Source organism: Achromobacter sp. FW305-C-28, assembly GCF_058783235.1.
Genome location: NZ_JBYSYL010000001.1, coordinates 716567 through 735477 on the forward strand (window position 1 = coordinate 716567; position 18911 = coordinate 735477).

Here is an 18911-nt window from a genome sequence, read left to right on the forward strand (position 1 = left end):
GGAAAACGGGGCCAGTATAGCAACGCCAAGAGCTGGTTCAAAGGAATAGCTACTGGGTTTCCTGCGTGCTGGAAACAATCTTAAGGCATTTGGGGGGCTTTGGCTTCCCTGGAGAGGCGCATTGACGCTGGATATGGCGATTTCGGCGCTCCATCCGTTTGGCCTGTTGGTTTTTGGCAACAGGGCGCCCGAGCGTTGGCGGACGTGCCGGCGCCGCCCGCCGCCGACATCCGGTCCGCGGCCCGTGCGTGCCCAGGGGCGGCGCCCTTCGGACCACGATCCGATTCGAATGATAGAATTTCCTGTTTACCCGGCCCGGGTTCCTCCTTACACGATTCTGTCGTTATATATATGGATTCCTTTGCCAAGGAGACGCTTCCGGTTTCGCTGGAAGAAGAGATGCGCCGCAGTTACCTCGATTACGCGATGAGCGTGATCGTCGGGCGAGCGCTACCGGATGTGCGGGACGGGCTCAAGCCTGTCCACCGGCGCGTGCTCTACGCGATGCACGAGCTGAACAACGACTGGAACCGCGCCTACAAGAAGTCGGCGCGTATCGTCGGGGACGTCATCGGTAAGTACCACCCCCACGGCGACCAGTCCGTCTATGACACCATCGTCCGCATGGCGCAGGATTTCTCCATGCGCTACATGCTGGTCGACGGCCAGGGCAACTTCGGCTCCATCGACGGCGACAACGCCGCGGCGATGCGTTACACCGAAATTCGCCTGGCCAAGATCGCCCACGAACTGCTGGCCGACATCGACCAGGAAACGGTGGACTTCGGCCCCAACTACGACGGCAGCGAGCAAGAACCGCTGCTGTTGCCTTCGCGTCTGCCCAACCTGCTGGTCAACGGCAGCTCGGGCATCGCCGTGGGCATGGCCACCAACATTCCGCCGCACAACCTCCAGGAAGTGGTCGACGGCTGCCTTTACTGCCTGCGCAATCCGGCTTGCACGGTCGATGAACTCATGGAGATCATCCCGGCGCCCGATTTCCCCACGGGCGGCATCATCTACGGCATGTCCGGCGTGCGCGAAGGCTACCGCACGGGCCGTGGCCGCGTCATCATGCGCGCCAAGACCCACTTCGAAGACATGGAAAAGGGCAACCGTCAGGCCATCGTGGTCGACGCGATTCCCTACCAGGTCAACAAGAAGACGCTGCAGGAACGCATTGCCGAGCTCGTCAATGACAAGAAGATCGAAGGCATCTCCGACATCCGCGACGAATCGGACAAGGACGGCATGCGCCTGGTCATCGAACTCAAGCGCGGCGAGGTGCCCGAGGTTGTCCTGAACAACCTCTACAAGAACACGCAGCTGCAGGACACCTTCGGGATGAACCTGGTGGCGCTGGTCGACGGCCAGCCCCGCCTGCTCAACCTGAAGCAGATGATCGACTACTTCCTGCAGCATCGCCGAGAAGTGGTCACGCGCCGCACGGTGTTCCAGCTGCGCAAGGCCCGCGAACGCGGCCACGTGCTGGAAGGCCTGGCCGTCGCGCTGGCAAACATCGACGATTTCATCGCCATCATCAAGGCTGCGCCGACGCCTCCCGTCGCGCGCCAGGAACTGATGGCCAAGTCGTGGGATTCGTCGCTGGTGCGCGAGATGCTTTCGCGTGCCGACGGCGATACGCCGGGTGGCCGCGCGGCCTTCCGCCCCGACGACCTGGGCGTGGAATTCGGCCTGCAAGGCGACGGCATGTACCGCCTGAGCGATACGCAGGCGCAGGAAATCCTGAACATGCGCCTGCAGCGCCTGACCGGCCTGGAGCAGGACAAGATCGTCGGCGAGTACAAGGACGTCATGTCCACCATCGCCGACCTGCTGGACATCCTGGCCCGTCCGGAGCGCATCACGACGATCATCGGCGAAGAGCTGCAGGCCATCAAGGCCGAGTTCTCGACCGGCGCCAAGGATTCGCGCCGCTCGGACATCGAGCTGAACGCCACCGAGCTCGACACCGAAGACCTGATCACGCCCACCGACATGGTCGTGACGCTGTCGCACGGCGGCTACATCAAGAGCCAGCCGCTGTCCGAGTACCGTTCGCAAAAGCGCGGCGGCCGTGGCAAGCAGGCGACCGCGATGAAGGAAAACGACTGGATCGACCAGCTGTTCATCGCCAACACGCACGACTTCCTGCTGTGCTTCTCGAACCGCGGCCGCGTGTACTGGCTGAAGGTCTGGGAAGTGCCGCAAGGCACGCGCAACTCGCGCGGCAAGCCCATCGTCAACATGTTCCCGCTGGCTGACGGCGAGAAGATCACGGTGGTGCTGCCGGTCAAGGAATTCAGCGAAGACCACTACGTCTTCATGGCGACCTCGCGCGGCACGGTCAAGAAGACCCCGCTGTCCGACTTCTCCAACCCGCGCAAGGCCGGCATCATCGCGGTCGACCTCGACGATGGCGACTACCTGATCGGCGCCGACCTCACCGACGGCAAGCATGACGTCATGCTGTTCTCGGATGCCGGCAAGGCCGTGCGCTTCGACGAAAACGACGTGCGTCCGATGGGCCGCAATGCCCGCGGCGTGCGCGGCATGATGCTCGAAGACACGCAGAACGTGATTGCGCTGCTGGTCGCGGGCGACGAAACCCAGACCGTGCTGACCGCCACCGAAAATGGCTACGGCAAGCGCACCCCGATCGGCGAATACACGCGCCACGGCCGTGGCACCAAGGGCATGATCGCCATCCAGACCAGCTCGCGCAACGGCAAGGTTGTCGGCGCCGTGCTGGTCATGCCTTCGGATGAAATCATGCTGATCACCACCGGCGGCGTGCTGGTGCGTACCCGCGTCGCGGAAATCCGCGAAATGGGCCGCGCCACGCAGGGCGTTACCCTGATCAACGTCGACGACGGCAGCACGCTGTCCGGCGTGCGCCGTGTCGTCGAAAGCGATGCGGACGACGACGGCGAAGATCTGGAAGACGGCCTGGAAGCAGGTGGCGAAGGCGACGACGCCGGCGCAGCAGATACGACGGAACCTACGGAGCAATAATGGCCCGCCCCTGGAACTTCTCGGCTGGCCCCTCGGCCTTGCCCGAGGTGGTGCTGCAGCAAGCCGCTGCGGAAATGCTGGACTGGCACGGCAGCGGCATGTCCGTGATGGAAATGAGCCATCGCGGCAAGCACTTCGTGCAGATCTGCGATGAAGCCGAGAACGACCTGCGTGAACTGCTCGGCCTGTCGCCCGACTACGCCGTGATGTTCATGCAGGGCGGCGGCTCCGGCGAGAACGCCATCGTCCCCATGAACCTCATGGGGCGGCGCGGCGCACCCAAGGCCGACTTCGTCGTGACGGGCCATTGGTCGTCGCGGTCCTACAAGGAAGCCGGGCGCTATGGCGACACCCACGTCGCCGCCGCCAGCGCCCAGGCGACCCATCTGGACGGTCGCGAACAGGCGCCGTTCACGTGGGTGCCGCCGACCGACACCTGGAAGGTGCGCCCCGAATCGGCCTACCTGCACCTGTGCAGCAACGAAACCATCGGCGGCGTCGAGTTCATGGACTGGCCCGACACGGCCGCCCTGGGCGCGCCCGACGTGCCGCTGGTCGTCGATGCCTCGTCGCATTTCCTGTCTCGTCCCATGGACGTCAGCCGCTGCGGCATGATGTACGCGGGCGCCCAGAAGAACGCCGGCCCCGCCGGCGTCACCATGGTCATCGCCCGCCGCGACCTGATCGGGCACGCGCTGCCGATCTGCCCGTCGGCGTTCGACTACGCCAACGTGGCCGCGGACCACTCGCGCTACAACACGCCGCCCACCTTCGCCATCTACATCGCTGGCCTGGTGTTCAAGTGGGTCAAGGCCCATGGCGGCGTGGCCGGCATGGAAGCCGCCAATCGCGCCAAGGCCGACCTGCTGTATGGCTACCTGGACAGCACCCAGTTCTACCGCAATCCCATCCACGCGCCCGTGCGTTCGCGCATGAACGTGCCGTTCGTGCTGCGCGACGAGTCGCTCAACGACGCCTTCCTGCAAGGCGCCGACGCGGCCGGCCTGACCCAGCTCAAGGGCCACAAGAGCGTGGGCGGCATGCGCGCGTCGATCTACAACGCGGTGCCGCTGGCCGGCGTGGCCGCGCTGGTGGAGTACCTGAAGGAATTCGAGCGCCGCTATGGATGACGATCTGCAGCGCAAGCTGCGCCCCTTGCGCGACCGCATCGATGCGCTCGACGCACAAATCCTGGACCTGCTGTCGCAGCGCGCCCGCGCCGCGCAGGAAGTGGGCGAAGCCAAGCACGCGGCGCATGCCGATGGCCCGGTGCTGCGCCCCGAGCGCGAAGCCGAAGTCATCCGGCGCCTGCAGCAGCTGAACCCCGGCCCGTTTCCGGCCGCGGGCGTGGCGTCTGTCTGGACGGAAATCATCTCGGCCTGTCGCGGTCTCGAGCGCGGCATGACGGTTGCCTATCTGGGGCCGCAAGGCTCGTTTTCCGAGCAGGCCGCGCTTGAGCATTTCGGCCACGCTGTGCAAAAGCTGCCGTGCGTGTCGTTCGACGAGGTCTTTCGCGCCGTCGAGGCCGGGCAGGCCGACGTCGGCATGGTGCCGGTCGAGAATTCCACCGAAGGCGCGGTCAACCGCAGCCTGGACCTGCTGCTCAATACGCCGCTGCGGATCCTGGGCGAACGCTCGCTGGTGATCCGCCACTGCCTGATGTCCCAGTCGGGCAACATGGACGGCATCAAGACGATTTCCGCGCACCCGCAGGCGCTGGCCCAGTGCCAGGGCTGGCTGACGCGCAACTATCCCGACCTGGATCGCGTGGCCGCGGCCAGCAATTCCGAAGCCGCGCGCCTGGCCGCCTCCGATCCGACCATCGCCGCGATCGCCGGCGAAGTCGCCGCGCCGGCCTGGAACCTGCAGGTCGTCAGCGCCGGCATCCAGGACGATCCGCACAACCGCACGCGTTTCCTGGCCATCGGCAACATCGAGCCCCTGGTCAGCGGCAAGGACAAGACCAGCCTGATCCTGGCTGTCCCCAACCGCGCGGGCGCGGTCTATGAAATGCTGGCGCCGTTGGCTGCCAATGGCGTTTCCATGACGCGCTTCGAGTCGCGGCCGGCTCGCACCGGCGAGTGGGAATACTATTTCTACGTCGATGTCCTGGGACATCGCAATGATCCGAACGTCGCGCTCGCCCTGGATACCCTGCGGGCGCAGGTTGCCTACCTGAAAGTGCTGGGTTCCTACCCGGCGCCGTGAGTCTGCCATGACCAACACCACCAAGCCCCTCGCCGCTCCCGCTCACGTCAGTGCCATCGCGCCCTACCAGGCGGGCAAGCCCATCGAAGAACTGGCCCGCGAGTTCGGGCTGGATCCGGCTGGCATCGTCAAGCTGGCGTCCAACGAAAACCCGCTGGGCATGCCCCAGTCGGCGCGCGCGGCCATGCTGGCCGCCGCCGAATCGCTGGCGCGCTACCCGGACCCCAACGGCTTTGACCTGAAGGCCGCCCTGGCCGCGCGCTACGACGTGCCGATGAACTGGATCACGCTGGGCAACGGCTCCAACGACATCCTGGAAATCGCCGCGCTGGCGCTGCTGGAACCGGGTGCCTCGGCGGTGTACGCACAGCATTCGTTCGCGGTCTACCGCCTGGCCACGCAGGCGCGCGGTGCGCGCCACATCGTGGTGCCGGCACAAGACTACGGCCACGATCTGGACGCCATGTTCGAGGCCATTGCCGACGACACGCGCCTGTTGTTCATCGCCAACCCGAACAACCCCACCGGCACCTTCGTGCCGGGCGACAAGGTGGCTGATTTCCTGGAGCGCGTGCATGCCGCGCATGGCGATCGCGTCACGGTGGTGCTGGACGAGGCCTACAACGAATACCTCGATCCGGAACACCGCTTCGACAGCACCGCGCTGGTGCGCCGCTATCCCAACCTGATCGTCTCGCGCACGTTCTCCAAGGCCTACGGCCTGGCGGGCCTGCGGGTGGGCTTCGCGGTGGCGCAGCCGGCCCTGACCGACTTGCTCAACCGCGTGCGCCAGCCGTTCAACGTCAACACCCTGGCGCAGGCCGCCGCGGTGGCAGCGCTGGGCGATGCCGCCTACCTGGAAGAGGCCTACGCTTCGAACAAGGCCGGCAAGGCGCAACTGTGCGCGGCGTTCGACCAGCTCAAGCTGCGCTACGTTCCCAGCTATGGCAACTTTGTCCTGGTGCACGTGGGTGACGCCCCGCGCATCAACCTGGCGCTGCTCAAGCGCGGCGTCATCGTGCGTCCGGTGGTTGGCGACGGCCTGCCCGAGTGGCTGCGCGTGTCTATCGGCCTGCCGCAAGAGAACGCCCGCTTCATCGACGCGCTGACCGCCATCCTGTCCGAATGAACGGCGCTTCCTCTACGCCAGATCAGGGGGCCGCTGGCCCCCTGATTCCTGTGCTGGCGGTGGTGGGCGTGGGCCTGATCGGCGGGTCCTTCGCCGCGGCCTTGCGCCAGGCGGGGCAGGTGGGCCGGGTGCTGGGAGTAGGGCGCAATGCGCAATCCCTGGCGCGCGCCGTGGAACTGGGCCTGATCGACGAGGCCGTCAGCGCCGAAGACGCCGCCGCCCGTGCCGACCTGGTTTTCCTGGCTACCCCCGTGGGCGGCCTGCAGGACGTGTTGGCGCGCATGCTGCCGCATTTGCCCGACAGCGTCGTGTTGACCGACGGCGGCAGCACCAAGGCCGAAGTCGTCGATGCGGCCCGTGCGGCGTTGGGCCCGCGCATCGGCCAGTTCGTGCCGGGCCACCCCATTGCGGGCGCCGAGCGTACCGGCCCGGAAGCCGCCGACCCGGCGCTGTACCGTGGCCGCTGCGTCATCCTGACCCCGCAGCCTGAAAACAGCGCCGGGGCCGTCGCGCTTGTGCGTGCCGCCTGGCAGGCCTGCGGCGCCCGCGTCATCGACATGGACGCCGAGGCGCACGACCGCGTGCTGGCCTCGGTCAGCCATTTGCCGCATCTGCTGTCGGCCGTCTACATGGAGCAGGTCGCCACCGCCGATGACGCCGCGACCCGCCTGGCGCTGGCCGGCAGCGGCTTTCGCGATTTCACCCGCATCGCCGCCGGTTCGCCCGAGATGTGGCGCGATATTTTTCTGTCCAACCGCGGCGCCATGCTGACCGAGATCGCGGCCGTGCGCGCCGTGCTGGATCGCGCCGAGCGCGCGATCGACGGCGGTGATGGCGCGGCCTTGCTGGCGCTGCTGGATACCGCGGCGCAGGCGCGTCGCCATTGGCGCAAGGAGTAGCTGACATGGGCGCTTTGCCTTTCCTGGATCTGCCGCGCGTGCGTCGCGCGCAGGGCGTGATGGCCCTGCCGGGCTCCAAGAGCATTTCCAACCGGGTGCTGCTGCTGGCGGCCATTGCCGACGGCGCCACCACGATCACGGGGCTGCTCGATTCCGACGATACGCGCGTGATGCTGGCCGCGCTGCGCCAACTGGGCGTGGCGGTGTCCGACCTGGAAAATGGCCAGGTCACCGTGCAGGGCGTGCGCCGCTTTCCGGTGGACGCCGCTGATCTGTTCATGGGCAACGCCGGCACCGCCATCCGGCCGCTGACGGCCGCGCTGGCCTTGATGGGCGGCGACTACCGCCTGTCGGGCGTGCCGCGCATGCACGAACGCCCCATCGGCGATCTGGTCGACGCACTGACCGCCCTGGGCGCCCGCATCGACTATCTGGGCCAGCCGGGGTATCCGCCCTTGCACATCGGCCGCGGCCAGATCGCCGCGCCCGCCATCACCCAGGTGCAGGGATCGGTGTCGAGCCAGTTCCTGACCGCCTTGCTGCTGGCCGCGCCGCTGCAGGCGGGGCAGAGCGGTCAGCCGGTAGTCATCGAGGTGGTCGGTGAACTGATCTCCAAGCCGTACATCGAGATCACCCTGAACCTGATGACGCGCTTTGGCGTCACTGTGCGCCGCGACGGCTGGAGCCGCTTCACCATCGAGGCCGGCGCCAGCTACCGCAGCCCCGGCCGCATCGCGGTCGAGGGCGATGCGTCCACGGCCTCGTATTTTCTGGCCTTGGGCGCGATTGGCGGCGGCCCGCTGCGGGTAACCGGCGTGGGCGCCGACAGCATCCAGGGCGACGTCAAATTCGCCGATACACTGGCCGCCATGGGCGCCAGCGTCACCTATGGCGACAACTGGATCGAGGTCACCGGTGTGCGCGTGGCCGACGGCGGCCGCCTGAAGGCCTTCGATTCCGACTTCAACCTGATTCCTGATGCCGCCATGACCGCGGCCGCGCTGGCGCTGTACGCCGACGGTCCGTGCCGCCTGCGCAATATCGGCAGCTGGCGCGTCAAGGAAACCGACCGCATCCACGCCATGCAGACCGAGCTGGAAAAGCTGGGCGCACAAGTGGAATCGGGGCCGGATTGGCTGCGCGTCACCCCGCCCGCCGAAGGCGCCTGGCGCGACGCGCACATCGGCACCTGGGACGACCACCGCATGGCGATGTGCTTTTCGCTGGCCGCGTTCGGCCCGGCGGCAGTGCGCATCCTCGATCCGGGGTGTGTCAGCAAGACGTTCCCGGGTTACTTTGATGTCTACGCGGGCCTGGTGTCGGCGTAGCCGTTCACGGGCCGCGGCCATTTCCTTTTCCATGACTTCGACAGATTCAAGCGTGACTTCTCCCGTTCCCGTCATCACCATCGATGGCCCCACCGCGTCGGGCAAGGGCACCGTTGCCCATCGCGTCGCCAAGGCGCTGGGCTGGGCGGTGCTCGATAGCGGGGCGCTGTACCGGCTGACTGCCCTGGCCGCCATTAATCGCGGGGTGGACGCCGCCGACGAGCCCGCCGTGGCGCGGGTGGCTGAAACGCTGGATGTCCGGTTCGACGGCCCCCATGTTTATCTCGAGGGCGCCGATGTCGGCCATGACATCCGCCGCGAGGCGGTGGGCAATTTTGCCTCGCGCGTGGCGGCATTCCCGGGGGTGCGTCAAGCCTTGCTCGAGCGCCAGCGGGCATTTCGCCTGCCGCCCGGCCTGGTTGCCGATGGCCGCGACATGGGTACGGTGGTGTTCCCGGATGCGTCCCTGAAAGTGTTCCTGGTGGCCGATGTGGTCGCTCGGGCCGAGAGGCGGCGTAAGCAGTTGATCGAAAAGGGAATTTCTGCTAATCTTGATGACCTCCTGCGAGACATGCGCGAGCGGGACGCAAGGGATACCCAGCGTTCTACTGCGCCTTTGGCCCCCGCGGCAGATGCACAGGTACTGGATTCGTCGAACCTGACGATTGCGCAAACCGTGCAGGCGATCCTGGATTTCTGGCAGTCCGCAGCAAATCCGTAGCGCAAACTCGTAGAGCAAGCACGTCGTTTTTTTGTTTTTGTTATAGGCCCTGCGCTAGCCAGGCGACACCCCCACGGGACACCCCGCAAGGGCAAACCGGCAGGCAGGTATTTTGACTCCACTGTGGCGGGCAATCCGCTGCGGTGTGTTCTTAACGGCCATTTCGGCCCAATGGATTTCAACCCCATGTCTTCCGTTTCCACTACCGCCGCCGGCGGCGAAAGCTTCGCCGACCTTTTCGCACAAAGCCTCAAGAGCCAGGACATGAAGTCCGGCGAGGTCATCAGCGCCGAAGTCGTGCGCGTCGACCACAATTTCGTCGTCGTCAACGCCGGCCTGAAGTCCGAAGCGCTGATCCCCCTGGAAGAGTTCCTGAATGACCAGGGCGAGCTCGAAGTGCAACCCGGCGATTTCGTCTCGGTGGCCATCGATTCCCTGGAAAACGGCTACGGCGACACGATCCTGTCGCGTGACCGCGCCAAGCGCCTGTCGGCCTGGCTGCAACTGGAAAAGGCCCTGGAAAACGGCGAACTGGTTACCGGCACCATCACCGGCAAGGTGAAGGGCGGCCTGACCGTCATGACCAACGGCATCCGCGCGTTCCTGCCGGGTTCGCTGGTGGATCTGCGTCCGGTCAAGGACACCACCCCGTACGAAGGCAAGACCCTCGAATTCAAGGTCATCAAGCTCGACCGCAAGCGCAACAACGTCGTGCTGTCGCGTCGCCAGGTGCTGGAAGCCAGCATGGGCGAAGAGCGTCAGAAGCTGCTCGAAACCCTGCACGAAGGTGCTGTGGTCAAGGGCGTGGTCAAGAACATCACCGACTACGGCGCGTTCGTGGACCTGGGCGGTATCGACGGCCTGCTGCACATCACCGACATGGCCTGGCGCCGTGTGCGTCACCCCTCCGAAGTCCTGCAAGTGGGTCAGGAAGTCGAAGCCAAGGTCCTCAAGTTCGACCAGGAAAAGAGCCGCGTCTCGCTGGGCGTCAAGCAACTGGGCGAAGATCCGTGGGTGGGTCTGGCTCGTCGCTACCCGCAAGGCACCCGCCTGTTCGGCAAGGTCACGAACCTCACCGACTACGGCGCGTTCGTTGAAGTCGAAGCCGGCATCGAAGGCCTGGTGCACGTCTCCGAAATGGACTGGACCAACAAGAACGTCGATCCGCGCAAGGTCGTGACCCTGGGCGAAGAAGTCGAAGTCATGGTCCTGGAAATCGACGAAGACCGTCGTCGCATCTCGCTGGGCATGAAGCAGTGCCGCCAGAACCCGTGGGAAGAGTTCGCCACCAACTTCAAGCGTGGTGACAAGGTCCGCGGCGCCATCAAGTCGATCACCGACTTCGGCGTGTTCGTCGGCCTGCCCGGCGGCATCGATGGCCTGGTTCACCTGTCCGACCTGTCGTGGACGGAAACCGGCGAAGAAGCCGTGCGCAACTTCAAGAAGGGCGACGAGATCGAAGCCGTGGTTCTGGGCATCGATACCGACAAGGAACGCATCTCGCTGGGCATCAAGCAGCTGGAAGGCGACCCCTTCAACAACTTCGTTGCCACGTTCGACAAGGGCGCCGTGGTTCCGGGCACCATCAAGTCGGTCGAAGCCAAGGGCGCCGTCGTGACGCTGTCCGTGGACGTCGAAGGCTACCTGCGCGCTTCCGAGATCTCCTCGGGCCGCGTCGAAGATGCCACCACCGTCCTGAACGCCGGCGAAAACATCGAAGCCATGATCGTCAACATCGACCGCAAGACGCGCTCGATCCAGCTGTCGATCAAGGCCCGCGACAACGCCGAAACCGCCGAAACGATCCAGCGCATGTCCGATGCCAGCGCCTCGTCCGGTACCACCAACCTCGGCGCGCTGCTGAAGGCCAAGCTGGACCAACAGCGCAACGACGGTTAATTCGTGACCAAGTCGGAGCTGATCGCCGCCTTGGCGGCCCGCTATCCTCAGCTGGCCGCCCGCGACACCGATTACGCGGTCAAGACCGTGCTCGACGCAATGACCCAGGCCCTGGCCTCGGGTCAACGCATCGAGATCCGCGGTTTTGGCAGCTTCTCGCTGTCGCAGCGGTCTCCCCGCATCGGTCGTAATCCGAAATCTGGCGAACAAGTGCTGGTGCCTGGTAAACAGGTGCCGCACTTCAAGGCAGGCAAGGAATTGCGCGAGCGGGTGGACTTGGTCGGCGGCAACGACGAGGACGCTCAATCCTCTGGATCGAGTGAACCGATGCCGTCCATGGCAGGTCTTCACGCCATGCACTGACGGCACCGGCCAGTAAGGCTGCCTTCGGGCAGATCGGACCGCGAGCAACGCCCCTTGAGCAATCAAGGGGCTTTGTTTTTTGGGGCCTCCCTTCAGTAGTGGAGGTCGCTTACAATTGACCCTCTTGAATACTTAGGAGCATGCGTCATGCGCTACCTTGTCTGGGCCCTGCGATTGCTCGTGTTCGTGGCGGTATTGATGTTCGCACTGAAGAACACCGATCCCGTCGCCGTGAAGTTCTACGCCGATTACGTCGTGCAGGATGTGCCGCTGATCGTCGTCATGCTGGTGGTCTTCGTGGTGGGCGCTCTGTTCGGCCTGCTCCTGACCGTGCCCGCTGCCATGCGCCGCCGCCGCGAGGCCATTCGCCTGCGCCGCGAACTCGACCGCGTCCAGGCTGCCGTCAATGGCACCACGCCGGTCGTGCCGCCAGAAGCCGTCGCTCCGATGTCGCCGCTGTGATGGCGCAGCGCCGCCGGCATGCCCATTTTCCCGTACTGAATTACCGCAAGAGCCCGCACAGTGGATTTTGAACCTTGGTGGTTGATATTCGTGCCGGTGTTGTTCGCGCTGGGCTGGCTGGCCGCGCGTTTCGACATCCGGCAGATGCTCCGGGAAACCCGCAGCCTGCCTGACTCCTATTTTCGGGGCCTGAATTTCCTGCTCAACGAGCAGCCCGACCGCGCCATCGACGCGTTCGTCGAAGTCGCCAAGCTCGACCCCGAAACCACCGAACTGCACTTCGCGTTGGGGAGCCTGTTTCGCCGCCGCGGCGAGATGGAACGCGCCATCCGCGTGCACCAAAGCCTGTTGAACCGGTCCGACCTTCCCGTCGCCGAGCGCGAGCATGCGCAGCACGAGCTGGCCCAGGATTTCCTCAAGGCCGGCATGCTGGACCGCGCAGAGAGCGGTTTCGAACAGCTCAAAGACACCCGCTACGCCTTGCCGGCGCTGCGTTCGCTGATCCGCATCTACGAATCGGAACACGACTGGCCGCGTGCCATCGAAGCCGTCAAGACCTTGCATGGACTGGTCGACGAACCCGTGCCGCAGATCGTGCACTACTACTGCGAACAGGCCGCCACCGCGCTGGCAGCCAAGCCGCCCAACGTCGATGCCGCGCACACGGCGCTTGATGCGGCCGACCACGCCCTGTCCACGGCCGATGCGGGCATGTCGAGCAAGGGCGCCATCGTGCGCACCGCCATGCTGCGCGCGCGCCTGGCCTTGCTCGAACAAGACCCCAAGCGCGAGCGCCTGTACCTGGAGTCGGTCATGACCGACGCCCCCGAATACGCCGGCCTGGTCGCCGAGCAATTGCTGGCCAACTACCGTGCGGCCGACCAGGCCGCGGCCGGGCTTGAGCTGCTGCAGCGGCAGTATGCGCGCCACGCCTCGCTCGACCTGTTCAATGTCGTGTTTCGTGAATTGCGCGTGCAGCAAGGGTCTGCCCCCGCCTGGGCATTCGCCCGCGGCGCCTTGCGCAGCCATCCTTCGCTGCTGGGCCTGGATCGCCTGCTCGAAGCCGAACTCGCCAATGGCGAAGGCGCTACCGAACAAGGCCCGGTGCCCGGCGCCGACCTCACGCTGCTGCGCAGCCTGATCCACAAGCATACGCAACGTCTGGACCGCTACGCGTGCCGGAGCTGCGGTTTTCAAGCGCGTCGCTTCTATTGGCAATGCCCGGGCTGCAATGCCTGGGAGACCTACGCGCCGCGTCGTCTGGAAGAACTTGAATGAAGCAATTTCCCGCCGAATCCATTTCGCATAGCCGCGTGCTCGTGGTGGGCGATGTCATGCTGGACCGCTACTGGTTCGGCGAAGTGGAACGCATCTCCCCCGAAGCGCCGGTCCCGGTCGTGCGCGTCGCGCGCCGCGAAGACCGCCTGGGCGGCGCGGCCAACGTGGCCCGCAACGTGGCCGCGCTGGGCGGTCATGTCACCCTGGTGGGCGTACTGGGCGAAGACGAGGCCGGCGACAGCGTGCGCCGCCTGTCTGCCGAGGCCGGTATCCAGACCGACCTGATCACCGACCGCAGCCTGCACACGACGCTGAAGATGCGCGTGCTGGGACGCCAACAGCAGTTGCTGCGGGTCGACTTCGAACAGCATCCGGCGCAGGAGGCCCTGGACAGCATCGACGCTGCCCTGGCGCGCCACCTGGCCAACCACGATATCGTCGTGCTGTCCGACTACGCCAAAGGCGTGCTGGCGCGGGTCGAGTCGCTGATCGCGCTGGCCCGCAACGCCGGCATTCCCGTGCTGGTCGACCCCAAGGGCGACGACTACTCGCGCTACCGCGGCGCGACGCTGGTGACGCCCAACCGCTCTGAAATGCAGCAGGCCGTGGGCCGCTGGAACACCGAATCCGAACTGACCGATCGGGCGCAGCGCCTGCGCGCCGATCTGGACCTGGAAGCCCTGCTCGTGACGCGTTCCGAGCAAGGCATGACTTTGTTTACCGACACGGGCCGCGAACACATCGACGCGCAAGCGCACGAGGTCTTCGACGTGTCCGGCGCGGGTGATACCGTGCTGGCCACGTTGGCCGTCTCGCGCGCCATCGACTTGCCGTGGGTGGATGCCATGGGCTGGGCCAACCGGGCCGGCGGCATCGCCGTGGGCAAGCTGGGCACGTCCGTCGTCACCGCCGCCGAATTGGCAGGAGAACTCTCATGATCGTCGTAACCGGAGCCGCGGGCTTCATTGGCAGCAACCTGGTGCGGGGCCTGAACCGCCGCGGCATCCAGGACATCATCGCGGTCGACGACCTGACCGAAGGCGACAAGTTCGTCAACCTGGTCGACTGCAAGATCGCCGACTACCTCGACAAGGACGATTTCCGTCGCCGCGTCGCCGACGGCAGCCTGCCGAAAATCCGTGCGGTACTGCATCAGGGCGCCTGCTCGGACACCACCGAGCGCAACGGCCGCTACATGCTGGACAACAACTTCCGCGTCACGCTGGAGCTGTTCGAGTTCTGCCAGGCGCGCCGCATTCCGTTCCTGTATGCCTCGTCGGCCGCCGTCTATGGCGGGTCGTCGGTCTACGTCGAAGACCCGGCCAATGAAGGTCCGTTGAACGTCTACGGCTATTCCAAGCTGCTGTTCGATCAGGTGCTGCGCACCCGCCTGGACAGCCTGACCGCGCAAGTCATCGGCCTGCGTTATTTCAATGTCTACGGCCCGCACGAGCAGCACAAGGGCCGCATGGCGTCGGTGGCGTTCCACAACATGAACCAGTTCCTGGAACACGGCCACGTGCGCCTGTTCGCGGGCTGGGATGGGTATGTGGATGGCGGCCAGAGCCGCGACTTCATCTCGGTCGAAGACGTGGTGGCCGTGAACCTGCATTTCCTGGACCACCCGGAAACGTCGGGCATCTTCAACTGCGGCACCGGCCGTGCGCAGCCGTTCAACGACGTCGCTGCGGCGGTGGTGAACACCTTGCGCGCCGAGCGCGGCGAGGCGCAACTGACGCTGGCCCAGCTGGTCGAACTGGACCTGATCCGCTACATCCCGTTCCCGGACGACCTGAAGGGCCGTTACCAGAGCTACACCCAGGCCGACGTGAGCCAGTTGCGCGCGGCGGGCTTTACCGCGCCCATGCGCGACGTGCAGACCGGCGTGGCCGAATACGTACGCTACTGGCGCGCCCGCAAGTAGGGCTGCCGGGCTGGCCGCCGGGCCAATTGGGCGCTTGCCTGCCGCCTTGAGAAAGCCACCGCCTGCCGGTGGCTTTTTTTCGTCCGGCGTAGTTGCCGGGGTGGATGCAATCGTTCACCGACCGGACATCGCGGATGTGCGCCGGCCCATGATCAGGTCGTGGTGCAACAGCCGTTGCGCCGCCCTTATCCGGAGACCTGTTCATGAATCCCTTTTTGCAATCCACCGTGGCGACTGATCTGGCGACCCGAGCGGCGCCCCCTGTGATGCCTCATGTAGTGCTGCCTGTACTGCCCCGATTTGCAGCGCCTTGGCGCCGGCCGCGGACGGCGGCGAGCGCCGCGCGCCGCGTGTTGCGGCTGGCGCTGGGCACGGCCTTGCTGGCGGCCGGGCTGGCCAGCGCCCCCGCGCATGCGGTCGACGTCAATGGCGCCACCGCGCAGCAGCTCGAGGGCATCCGCGGCATCGGTCCGCGCACGGCGGAAACCATCGTGCGCGAGCGCGATCGCGGGGGCAAGTTCGAATCGTTGCAAGACCTGGCCGAACGCGTGCGGGGCATCAGCGCCAAGAAAGCCCAGGCCTTGGAGGCGGCCGGCCTGACCGTGGGCGGCGCAGCCGCAGCCAGGAGCGCCGCGGCGCCAGACGCCGCGGCAACCCCGGCCCGGTCCGGTGCCAAGCCCACCAATGGCGGGGCTGGGACCGCGGGGCCGGGCAGCGCCAAGGCAGGCGCTTCGGCCCCAGCCGCCAAGCCTGCCACCGCGGCGCGGCCTCGTCCCTGATCCGGCCATGAACCCCTGGCGCGAGCGCGGCTTTTCGCCGTGGCCCGCGCCGGGGAGAGTTATGATCGGCCTCATGACTACCACCTATCCCACCATCGAGCAGACCGTCGGCAATACGCCGTTGGTGCGTCTGCAGCGCATCCCCGGAGCCGCGGGCGCCGCGCGGGGCAACGTCATCCTGGCCAAGCTGGAAGGCAACAATCCCGCGGGGTCGGTCAAGGATCGCCCGGCGCTGTCCATGATCAAGCACGCGGAAGAGCGCGGTGACATCAAGCCCGGCGACACGCTGATCGAAGCCACCAGCGGCAATACCGGCATCGCCCTGGCCATGGCGGCGGCCATGCGCGGCTACCGCATGATCCTGATCATGCCCGACAACCTGTCGGTGGAACGCCGCGCCGCCATGACGGCCTATGGCGCCGAGCTGATCCTGACGCCGGCCGACAAGGGCGGCATGGAATACGCCCGCGACCTGGCCACCGAAATGCAAGCCGACGGCCGCGGCCTGGTGCTGGACCAGTTCGCCAACCCCGACAACCCCCGCGCCCATATCGAAACCACCGGCCCCGAAATCTGGAACCAGACCGACGGCCGCGTGACCCACTTCGTCAGCGCCATGGGCACCACGGGCACGATCATGGGGGTGTCCACCTACCTGAAGTCGCGCAATCCCGCGGTGCAGGTGGTGGGTGCGCAGCCGGCCGAAGGCTCGTCCATTCCCGGCATCCGCAAGTGGCCCGAGGCCTATCTGCCCAAGATCTTCGACCGCAGCCGTGTCGACGCCTACGAATCCATCGAGCAGGCTGAGGCCGAGGTCATGGCGCGCCGCCTGGCATCCGAAGAAGGCATCTTCGGCGGCATCTCGTCGGCGGGCGCGCTGGTGGCCGCCCTGCGCGTGGCCGAGCGCGTCAACGATGCGACCATCGTGTTCATCGTCTGCGACCGTGGCGATCGTTACCTGTCCACGGGCGTCTTCAACTGATCGAAGGCCCGGACTGCCGCGTCACGCCCCCAAAAAAAGCCCCGCGCACCGGATCGTCTCCGGTGCGCGGGGCTTTTGCTTTCGGGCCACAGCAAGCGCCCTGACGCTTATTCCGGCTGGATGTTGGCGTCTTTCATGACCTTGATCCAGCGTGCGCTTTCGGCCAGGTTGAAGGCTTCGGCTTCCTGGTAGCTCATCGTGCTGGGCAGGGTGCCTTGCGACTTCAGGGCGTCGATCACCTTGGGCGACTGCGAGGCTTCGATCATGGCCTTGTTCAGCTTGGCGATGATGGGCTCCGGCGTGTCCTTGGGCACCCACATGCCGTACCAGGTGACGATGTCAAAGCCGGGCAGGCCGTTTTCGGCGATGGTGGGTACGTCGGGCAGCTCGGCCAGGCGGGCCTTGGTGGTGACGGCCAGCGGGCGCACCTTGCCGCTCTGTATCAGGGGCAGGGCGGGCGCCAGCGGCGCATACATCAGGTCGACGTGGCCGCCGGCCACGTCGGTCAGGGCCGGGCTGCTGCCGCGGTAGCCCACGTGCGAGATCGAGGCCTTGGTGGTGGTGTTGATCAGCTCGCCGGCCAGGTGCGGCAGGGTCGCCACGCCGGGCGATGCGAAGCTGAGCGTGCCGGGCTGGGCCTTGGCCTGGGCGATCAGCTCGCCGAAGGTCTTGAACTTCGAATCGGGCGGCACCACGGCCACCATGGGCACCGTGCCGAGCACGCCTACCATGCGGAAATCCTTGATGGGATCGAAGGTCAGGCTCTTGAACTGCGCCGGGTAGATGCCCTGCACGGACGGGTTCATCAGCACCGTGTAGCCGTCGGCCGGCGCACGCGCCACCTGGGCGGCGCCGATGGTGCCGCTGGCCCCGGGCCGGCTTTCGATCACCAGCGGATGGCCCAGAATCTCGCCCATGCGCACCGCGATCACGCGGCCCACGACGTCGGTCGGGCCGCCTGCCGCCCACGGCATGATCACGCGGATCGGTTTGTCGGGATAGGCGTCCTGCGCCTGCGCGCTGGCCAGCGGCAGGGCCGCGATGGCGATCGCCGAACCTGCCGCGGCGAGCAAAGTGCGCTTGTTCATCAGCTGTCTTCTCCTACAAAGGTTAGATTGGCCGAGGGCAGGGCCGCGAGCAGCAGCCCCTTGACCTCTTCCAGTTGTTTTCCAGTGGCGGCTTCGTTTTTCTGCATGCGCCCCAAGGGGCCGGCCACCACGATGGCGAAGGGTTGCTCATAGGCGCGAAAGCCTAGCGAGATGGACATCACGTCCTCGACGTTTTCGCCGATGGAGCGTTGCCAGCCGCGCAGGATGCCGGCCTGCAGGTCGCGTTCGAACGCGGCCTGGCTGGTGAGCGTGGTTTCGGTATAGCGGGTGAATCCCGTATAGGTCTTGAACCATTTCTGGCGTTCGTCTTCGGTCAGCACCGACAGCAGGGCCTTGCCCGAGCTGGTGGCGTGTGCCGCCTTGAAGCCGCCAGGCTGGTGCGAGAAGCGGATGGTCTGCTTGGATTCGGCCACGATCAGGTACACCACCTTGTCGTCGGCCAGCTTGGCCAGCAGGGCGGTTTCGCCCGTGATGTCGCGCACTCGCGCCAGGACCGGCTCGATCACCGCGTTCAGGGGATCGCTGCGACAGATCAGCGTGGCGACGTGGATCAGCTTCTGGGTGGGGTAGTAACCGTGCTTCTTGCCGATTTCATAGAGGTAGCCGCGCGCGACCATGGTCTTGAGCAGGCCATGGCAGCTGGACAGCGGGATCTCCATCTGGGCCGCGATTTCGCTGTAAAGCAGCGGCTTCTGCGCCTCGGCGAAGAGGTTCAGGACATCGAGCACCCGAGCGGCTGTTTTCACATCCATGATGATATTATCCTATACGTGATAAATTTATGTCAATTCGCAGTTAATCGCCTAGGAGTTGCG

Annotated in this window: 17 protein-coding genes; 15 read left to right on the forward strand and 2 right to left on the reverse strand. The window is 66.0% G+C overall.

Annotation, left to right across the window (positions count from 1 at the left end; all coding sequences use genetic code 11):
* Positions 1 to 351: 351 nt before the first annotated feature.
* The 15 genes from gyrA (at position 352) to cysM (ending at position 16987) form a co-directional block, all read left to right on the forward strand.
* Positions 352 to 3015, forward strand: coding sequence for a DNA gyrase subunit A (gyrA, locus tag AC3WMR_RS03285; RefSeq protein WP_492262648.1), 2664 nt, complete (start codon positions 352 to 354; stop codon positions 3013 to 3015).
* Positions 3015 to 4145 (forward strand): 3-phosphoserine/phosphohydroxythreonine transaminase, encoded by a 1131-nt coding sequence (gene serC, locus AC3WMR_RS03290; RefSeq protein WP_492262649.1) that lies wholly within the window; start codon positions 3015 to 3017, stop codon positions 4143 to 4145. Before gyrA ends, serC begins: the two co-directional genes overlap by 1 nt.
* The gene (gene pheA / locus AC3WMR_RS03295) at positions 4138 to 5223 is read left to right on the forward strand and encodes a prephenate dehydratase (protein ID WP_025140161.1); all 1086 of its coding nucleotides are present in this window, start codon (positions 4138 to 4140) and stop codon (positions 5221 to 5223) included. The genes serC and pheA overlap by 8 nt, the downstream gene beginning before the upstream one ends.
* Positions 5224 to 5230: 7 nt before the next feature.
* Entirely contained in the window at positions 5231 to 6352 is a 1122-nt protein-coding gene (gene hisC / locus AC3WMR_RS03300; protein ID WP_492262650.1) for a histidinol-phosphate transaminase, read from the forward strand.
* Entirely contained in the window at positions 6349 to 7251 is a 903-nt protein-coding gene (locus AC3WMR_RS03305; protein ID WP_492262651.1) for a prephenate dehydrogenase, read from the forward strand. The genes hisC and AC3WMR_RS03305 overlap by 4 nt, the downstream gene beginning before the upstream one ends.
* A 5-nt stretch (positions 7252 to 7256) precedes the next feature.
* On the forward strand, positions 7257 to 8579 hold the full coding sequence (gene aroA / locus AC3WMR_RS03310) for a 3-phosphoshikimate 1-carboxyvinyltransferase (RefSeq protein WP_492262652.1): 1323 nt from the start codon (positions 7257 to 7259) through the stop codon (positions 8577 to 8579).
* Between the two features lie 31 nt (positions 8580 to 8610).
* Positions 8611 to 9300 (forward strand): (d)CMP kinase, encoded by a 690-nt coding sequence (gene cmk, locus AC3WMR_RS03315; protein ID WP_492262653.1) that lies wholly within the window; start codon positions 8611 to 8613, stop codon positions 9298 to 9300.
* Between the two features lie 186 nt (positions 9301 to 9486).
* Positions 9487 to 11199, forward strand: a complete 1713-nt coding sequence (rpsA, locus tag AC3WMR_RS03320; protein WP_025140166.1) for a 30S ribosomal protein S1 — start codon at positions 9487 to 9489, stop codon at positions 11197 to 11199.
* Positions 11200 to 11202: 3 nt separating this feature from the next.
* Positions 11203 to 11562: an integration host factor subunit beta gene (locus AC3WMR_RS03325; protein WP_006388263.1), complete on the forward strand. Its 360-nt coding sequence runs from the start codon at positions 11203 to 11205 to the stop codon at positions 11560 to 11562.
* Positions 11563 to 11709: 147 nt separating this feature from the next.
* Entirely contained in the window at positions 11710 to 12024 is a 315-nt protein-coding gene (locus tag AC3WMR_RS03330) for a lipopolysaccharide assembly protein LapA domain-containing protein (RefSeq protein ID WP_025140167.1), read from the forward strand.
* 60 nt (positions 12025 to 12084) lie between these two features.
* Positions 12085 to 13302, forward strand: a complete 1218-nt coding sequence (lapB, locus tag AC3WMR_RS03335) for a lipopolysaccharide assembly protein LapB (RefSeq protein WP_492262654.1) — start codon at positions 12085 to 12087, stop codon at positions 13300 to 13302.
* Positions 13299 to 14240: a D-glycero-beta-D-manno-heptose-7-phosphate kinase gene (rfaE1, locus tag AC3WMR_RS03340; RefSeq protein ID WP_492262655.1), complete on the forward strand. Its 942-nt coding sequence runs from the start codon at positions 13299 to 13301 to the stop codon at positions 14238 to 14240. Before lapB ends, rfaE1 begins: the two co-directional genes overlap by 4 nt.
* Positions 14237 to 15226 (forward strand): ADP-glyceromanno-heptose 6-epimerase, encoded by a 990-nt coding sequence (gene rfaD, locus AC3WMR_RS03345; protein WP_492262656.1) that lies wholly within the window; start codon positions 14237 to 14239, stop codon positions 15224 to 15226. Before rfaE1 ends, rfaD begins: the two co-directional genes overlap by 4 nt.
* A 350-nt stretch (positions 15227 to 15576) precedes the next feature.
* The gene (locus AC3WMR_RS03350; RefSeq protein ID WP_492262657.1) at positions 15577 to 16005 is read left to right on the forward strand and encodes a ComEA family DNA-binding protein; all 429 of its coding nucleotides are present in this window, start codon (positions 15577 to 15579) and stop codon (positions 16003 to 16005) included.
* Between the two features lie 73 nt (positions 16006 to 16078).
* Entirely contained in the window at positions 16079 to 16987 is a 909-nt protein-coding gene (cysM, locus tag AC3WMR_RS03355) for a cysteine synthase CysM (RefSeq protein WP_492262658.1), read from the forward strand.
* Between the two features lie 107 nt (positions 16988 to 17094).
* Here the strand turns inward: cysM and AC3WMR_RS03360 are convergent, their stop codons facing one another.
* Positions 17095 to 18075: a Bug family tripartite tricarboxylate transporter substrate binding protein gene (locus tag AC3WMR_RS03360; RefSeq protein WP_025140171.1), complete on the reverse strand. Its 981-nt coding sequence runs from the start codon at positions 18073 to 18075 to the stop codon at positions 17095 to 17097.
* Positions 18075 to 18848 (reverse strand): IclR family transcriptional regulator, encoded by a 774-nt coding sequence (locus AC3WMR_RS03365; RefSeq protein ID WP_492262659.1) that lies wholly within the window; start codon positions 18846 to 18848, stop codon positions 18075 to 18077. Before AC3WMR_RS03365 ends, AC3WMR_RS03360 begins: the two co-directional genes overlap by 1 nt.
* Between the last annotated feature and the right edge of the window lie 63 nt (positions 18849 to 18911).

Coding starts and splice junctions, on each gene's coding strand:
- gyrA (WP_492262648.1), top strand. CDS start 352: ATGGATTCCTTTGCCAAGGAGACGCTTCCGGTTTCGCTGGAAGAAGAG.
- serC (WP_492262649.1), top strand. CDS start 3,015: ATGGCCCGCCCCTGGAACTTCTCGGCTGGCCCCTCGGCCTTGCCCGAG.
- pheA (WP_025140161.1), top strand. CDS start 4,138: ATGGATGACGATCTGCAGCGCAAGCTGCGCCCCTTGCGCGACCGCATC.
- hisC (WP_492262650.1), top strand. CDS start 5,231: ATGACCAACACCACCAAGCCCCTCGCCGCTCCCGCTCACGTCAGTGCC.
- AC3WMR_RS03305 (WP_492262651.1), top strand. CDS start 6,349: ATGAACGGCGCTTCCTCTACGCCAGATCAGGGGGCCGCTGGCCCCCTG.
- aroA (WP_492262652.1), top strand. CDS start 7,257: ATGGGCGCTTTGCCTTTCCTGGATCTGCCGCGCGTGCGTCGCGCGCAG.
- cmk (WP_492262653.1), top strand. CDS start 8,611: ATGACTTCGACAGATTCAAGCGTGACTTCTCCCGTTCCCGTCATCACC.
- rpsA (WP_025140166.1), top strand. CDS start 9,487: ATGTCTTCCGTTTCCACTACCGCCGCCGGCGGCGAAAGCTTCGCCGAC.
- AC3WMR_RS03330 (WP_025140167.1), top strand. CDS start 11,710: ATGCGCTACCTTGTCTGGGCCCTGCGATTGCTCGTGTTCGTGGCGGTA.
- rfaE1 (WP_492262655.1), top strand. CDS start 13,299: ATGAAGCAATTTCCCGCCGAATCCATTTCGCATAGCCGCGTGCTCGTG.
- rfaD (WP_492262656.1), top strand. CDS start 14,237: ATGATCGTCGTAACCGGAGCCGCGGGCTTCATTGGCAGCAACCTGGTG.
- cysM (WP_492262658.1), top strand. CDS start 16,079: ATGACTACCACCTATCCCACCATCGAGCAGACCGTCGGCAATACGCCG.
- AC3WMR_RS03360 (WP_025140171.1), bottom strand. CDS start 18,075: ATGAACAAGCGCACTTTGCTCGCCGCGGCAGGTTCGGCGATCGCCATC.
- AC3WMR_RS03365 (WP_492262659.1), bottom strand. CDS start 18,848: ATGGATGTGAAAACAGCCGCTCGGGTGCTCGATGTCCTGAACCTCTTC.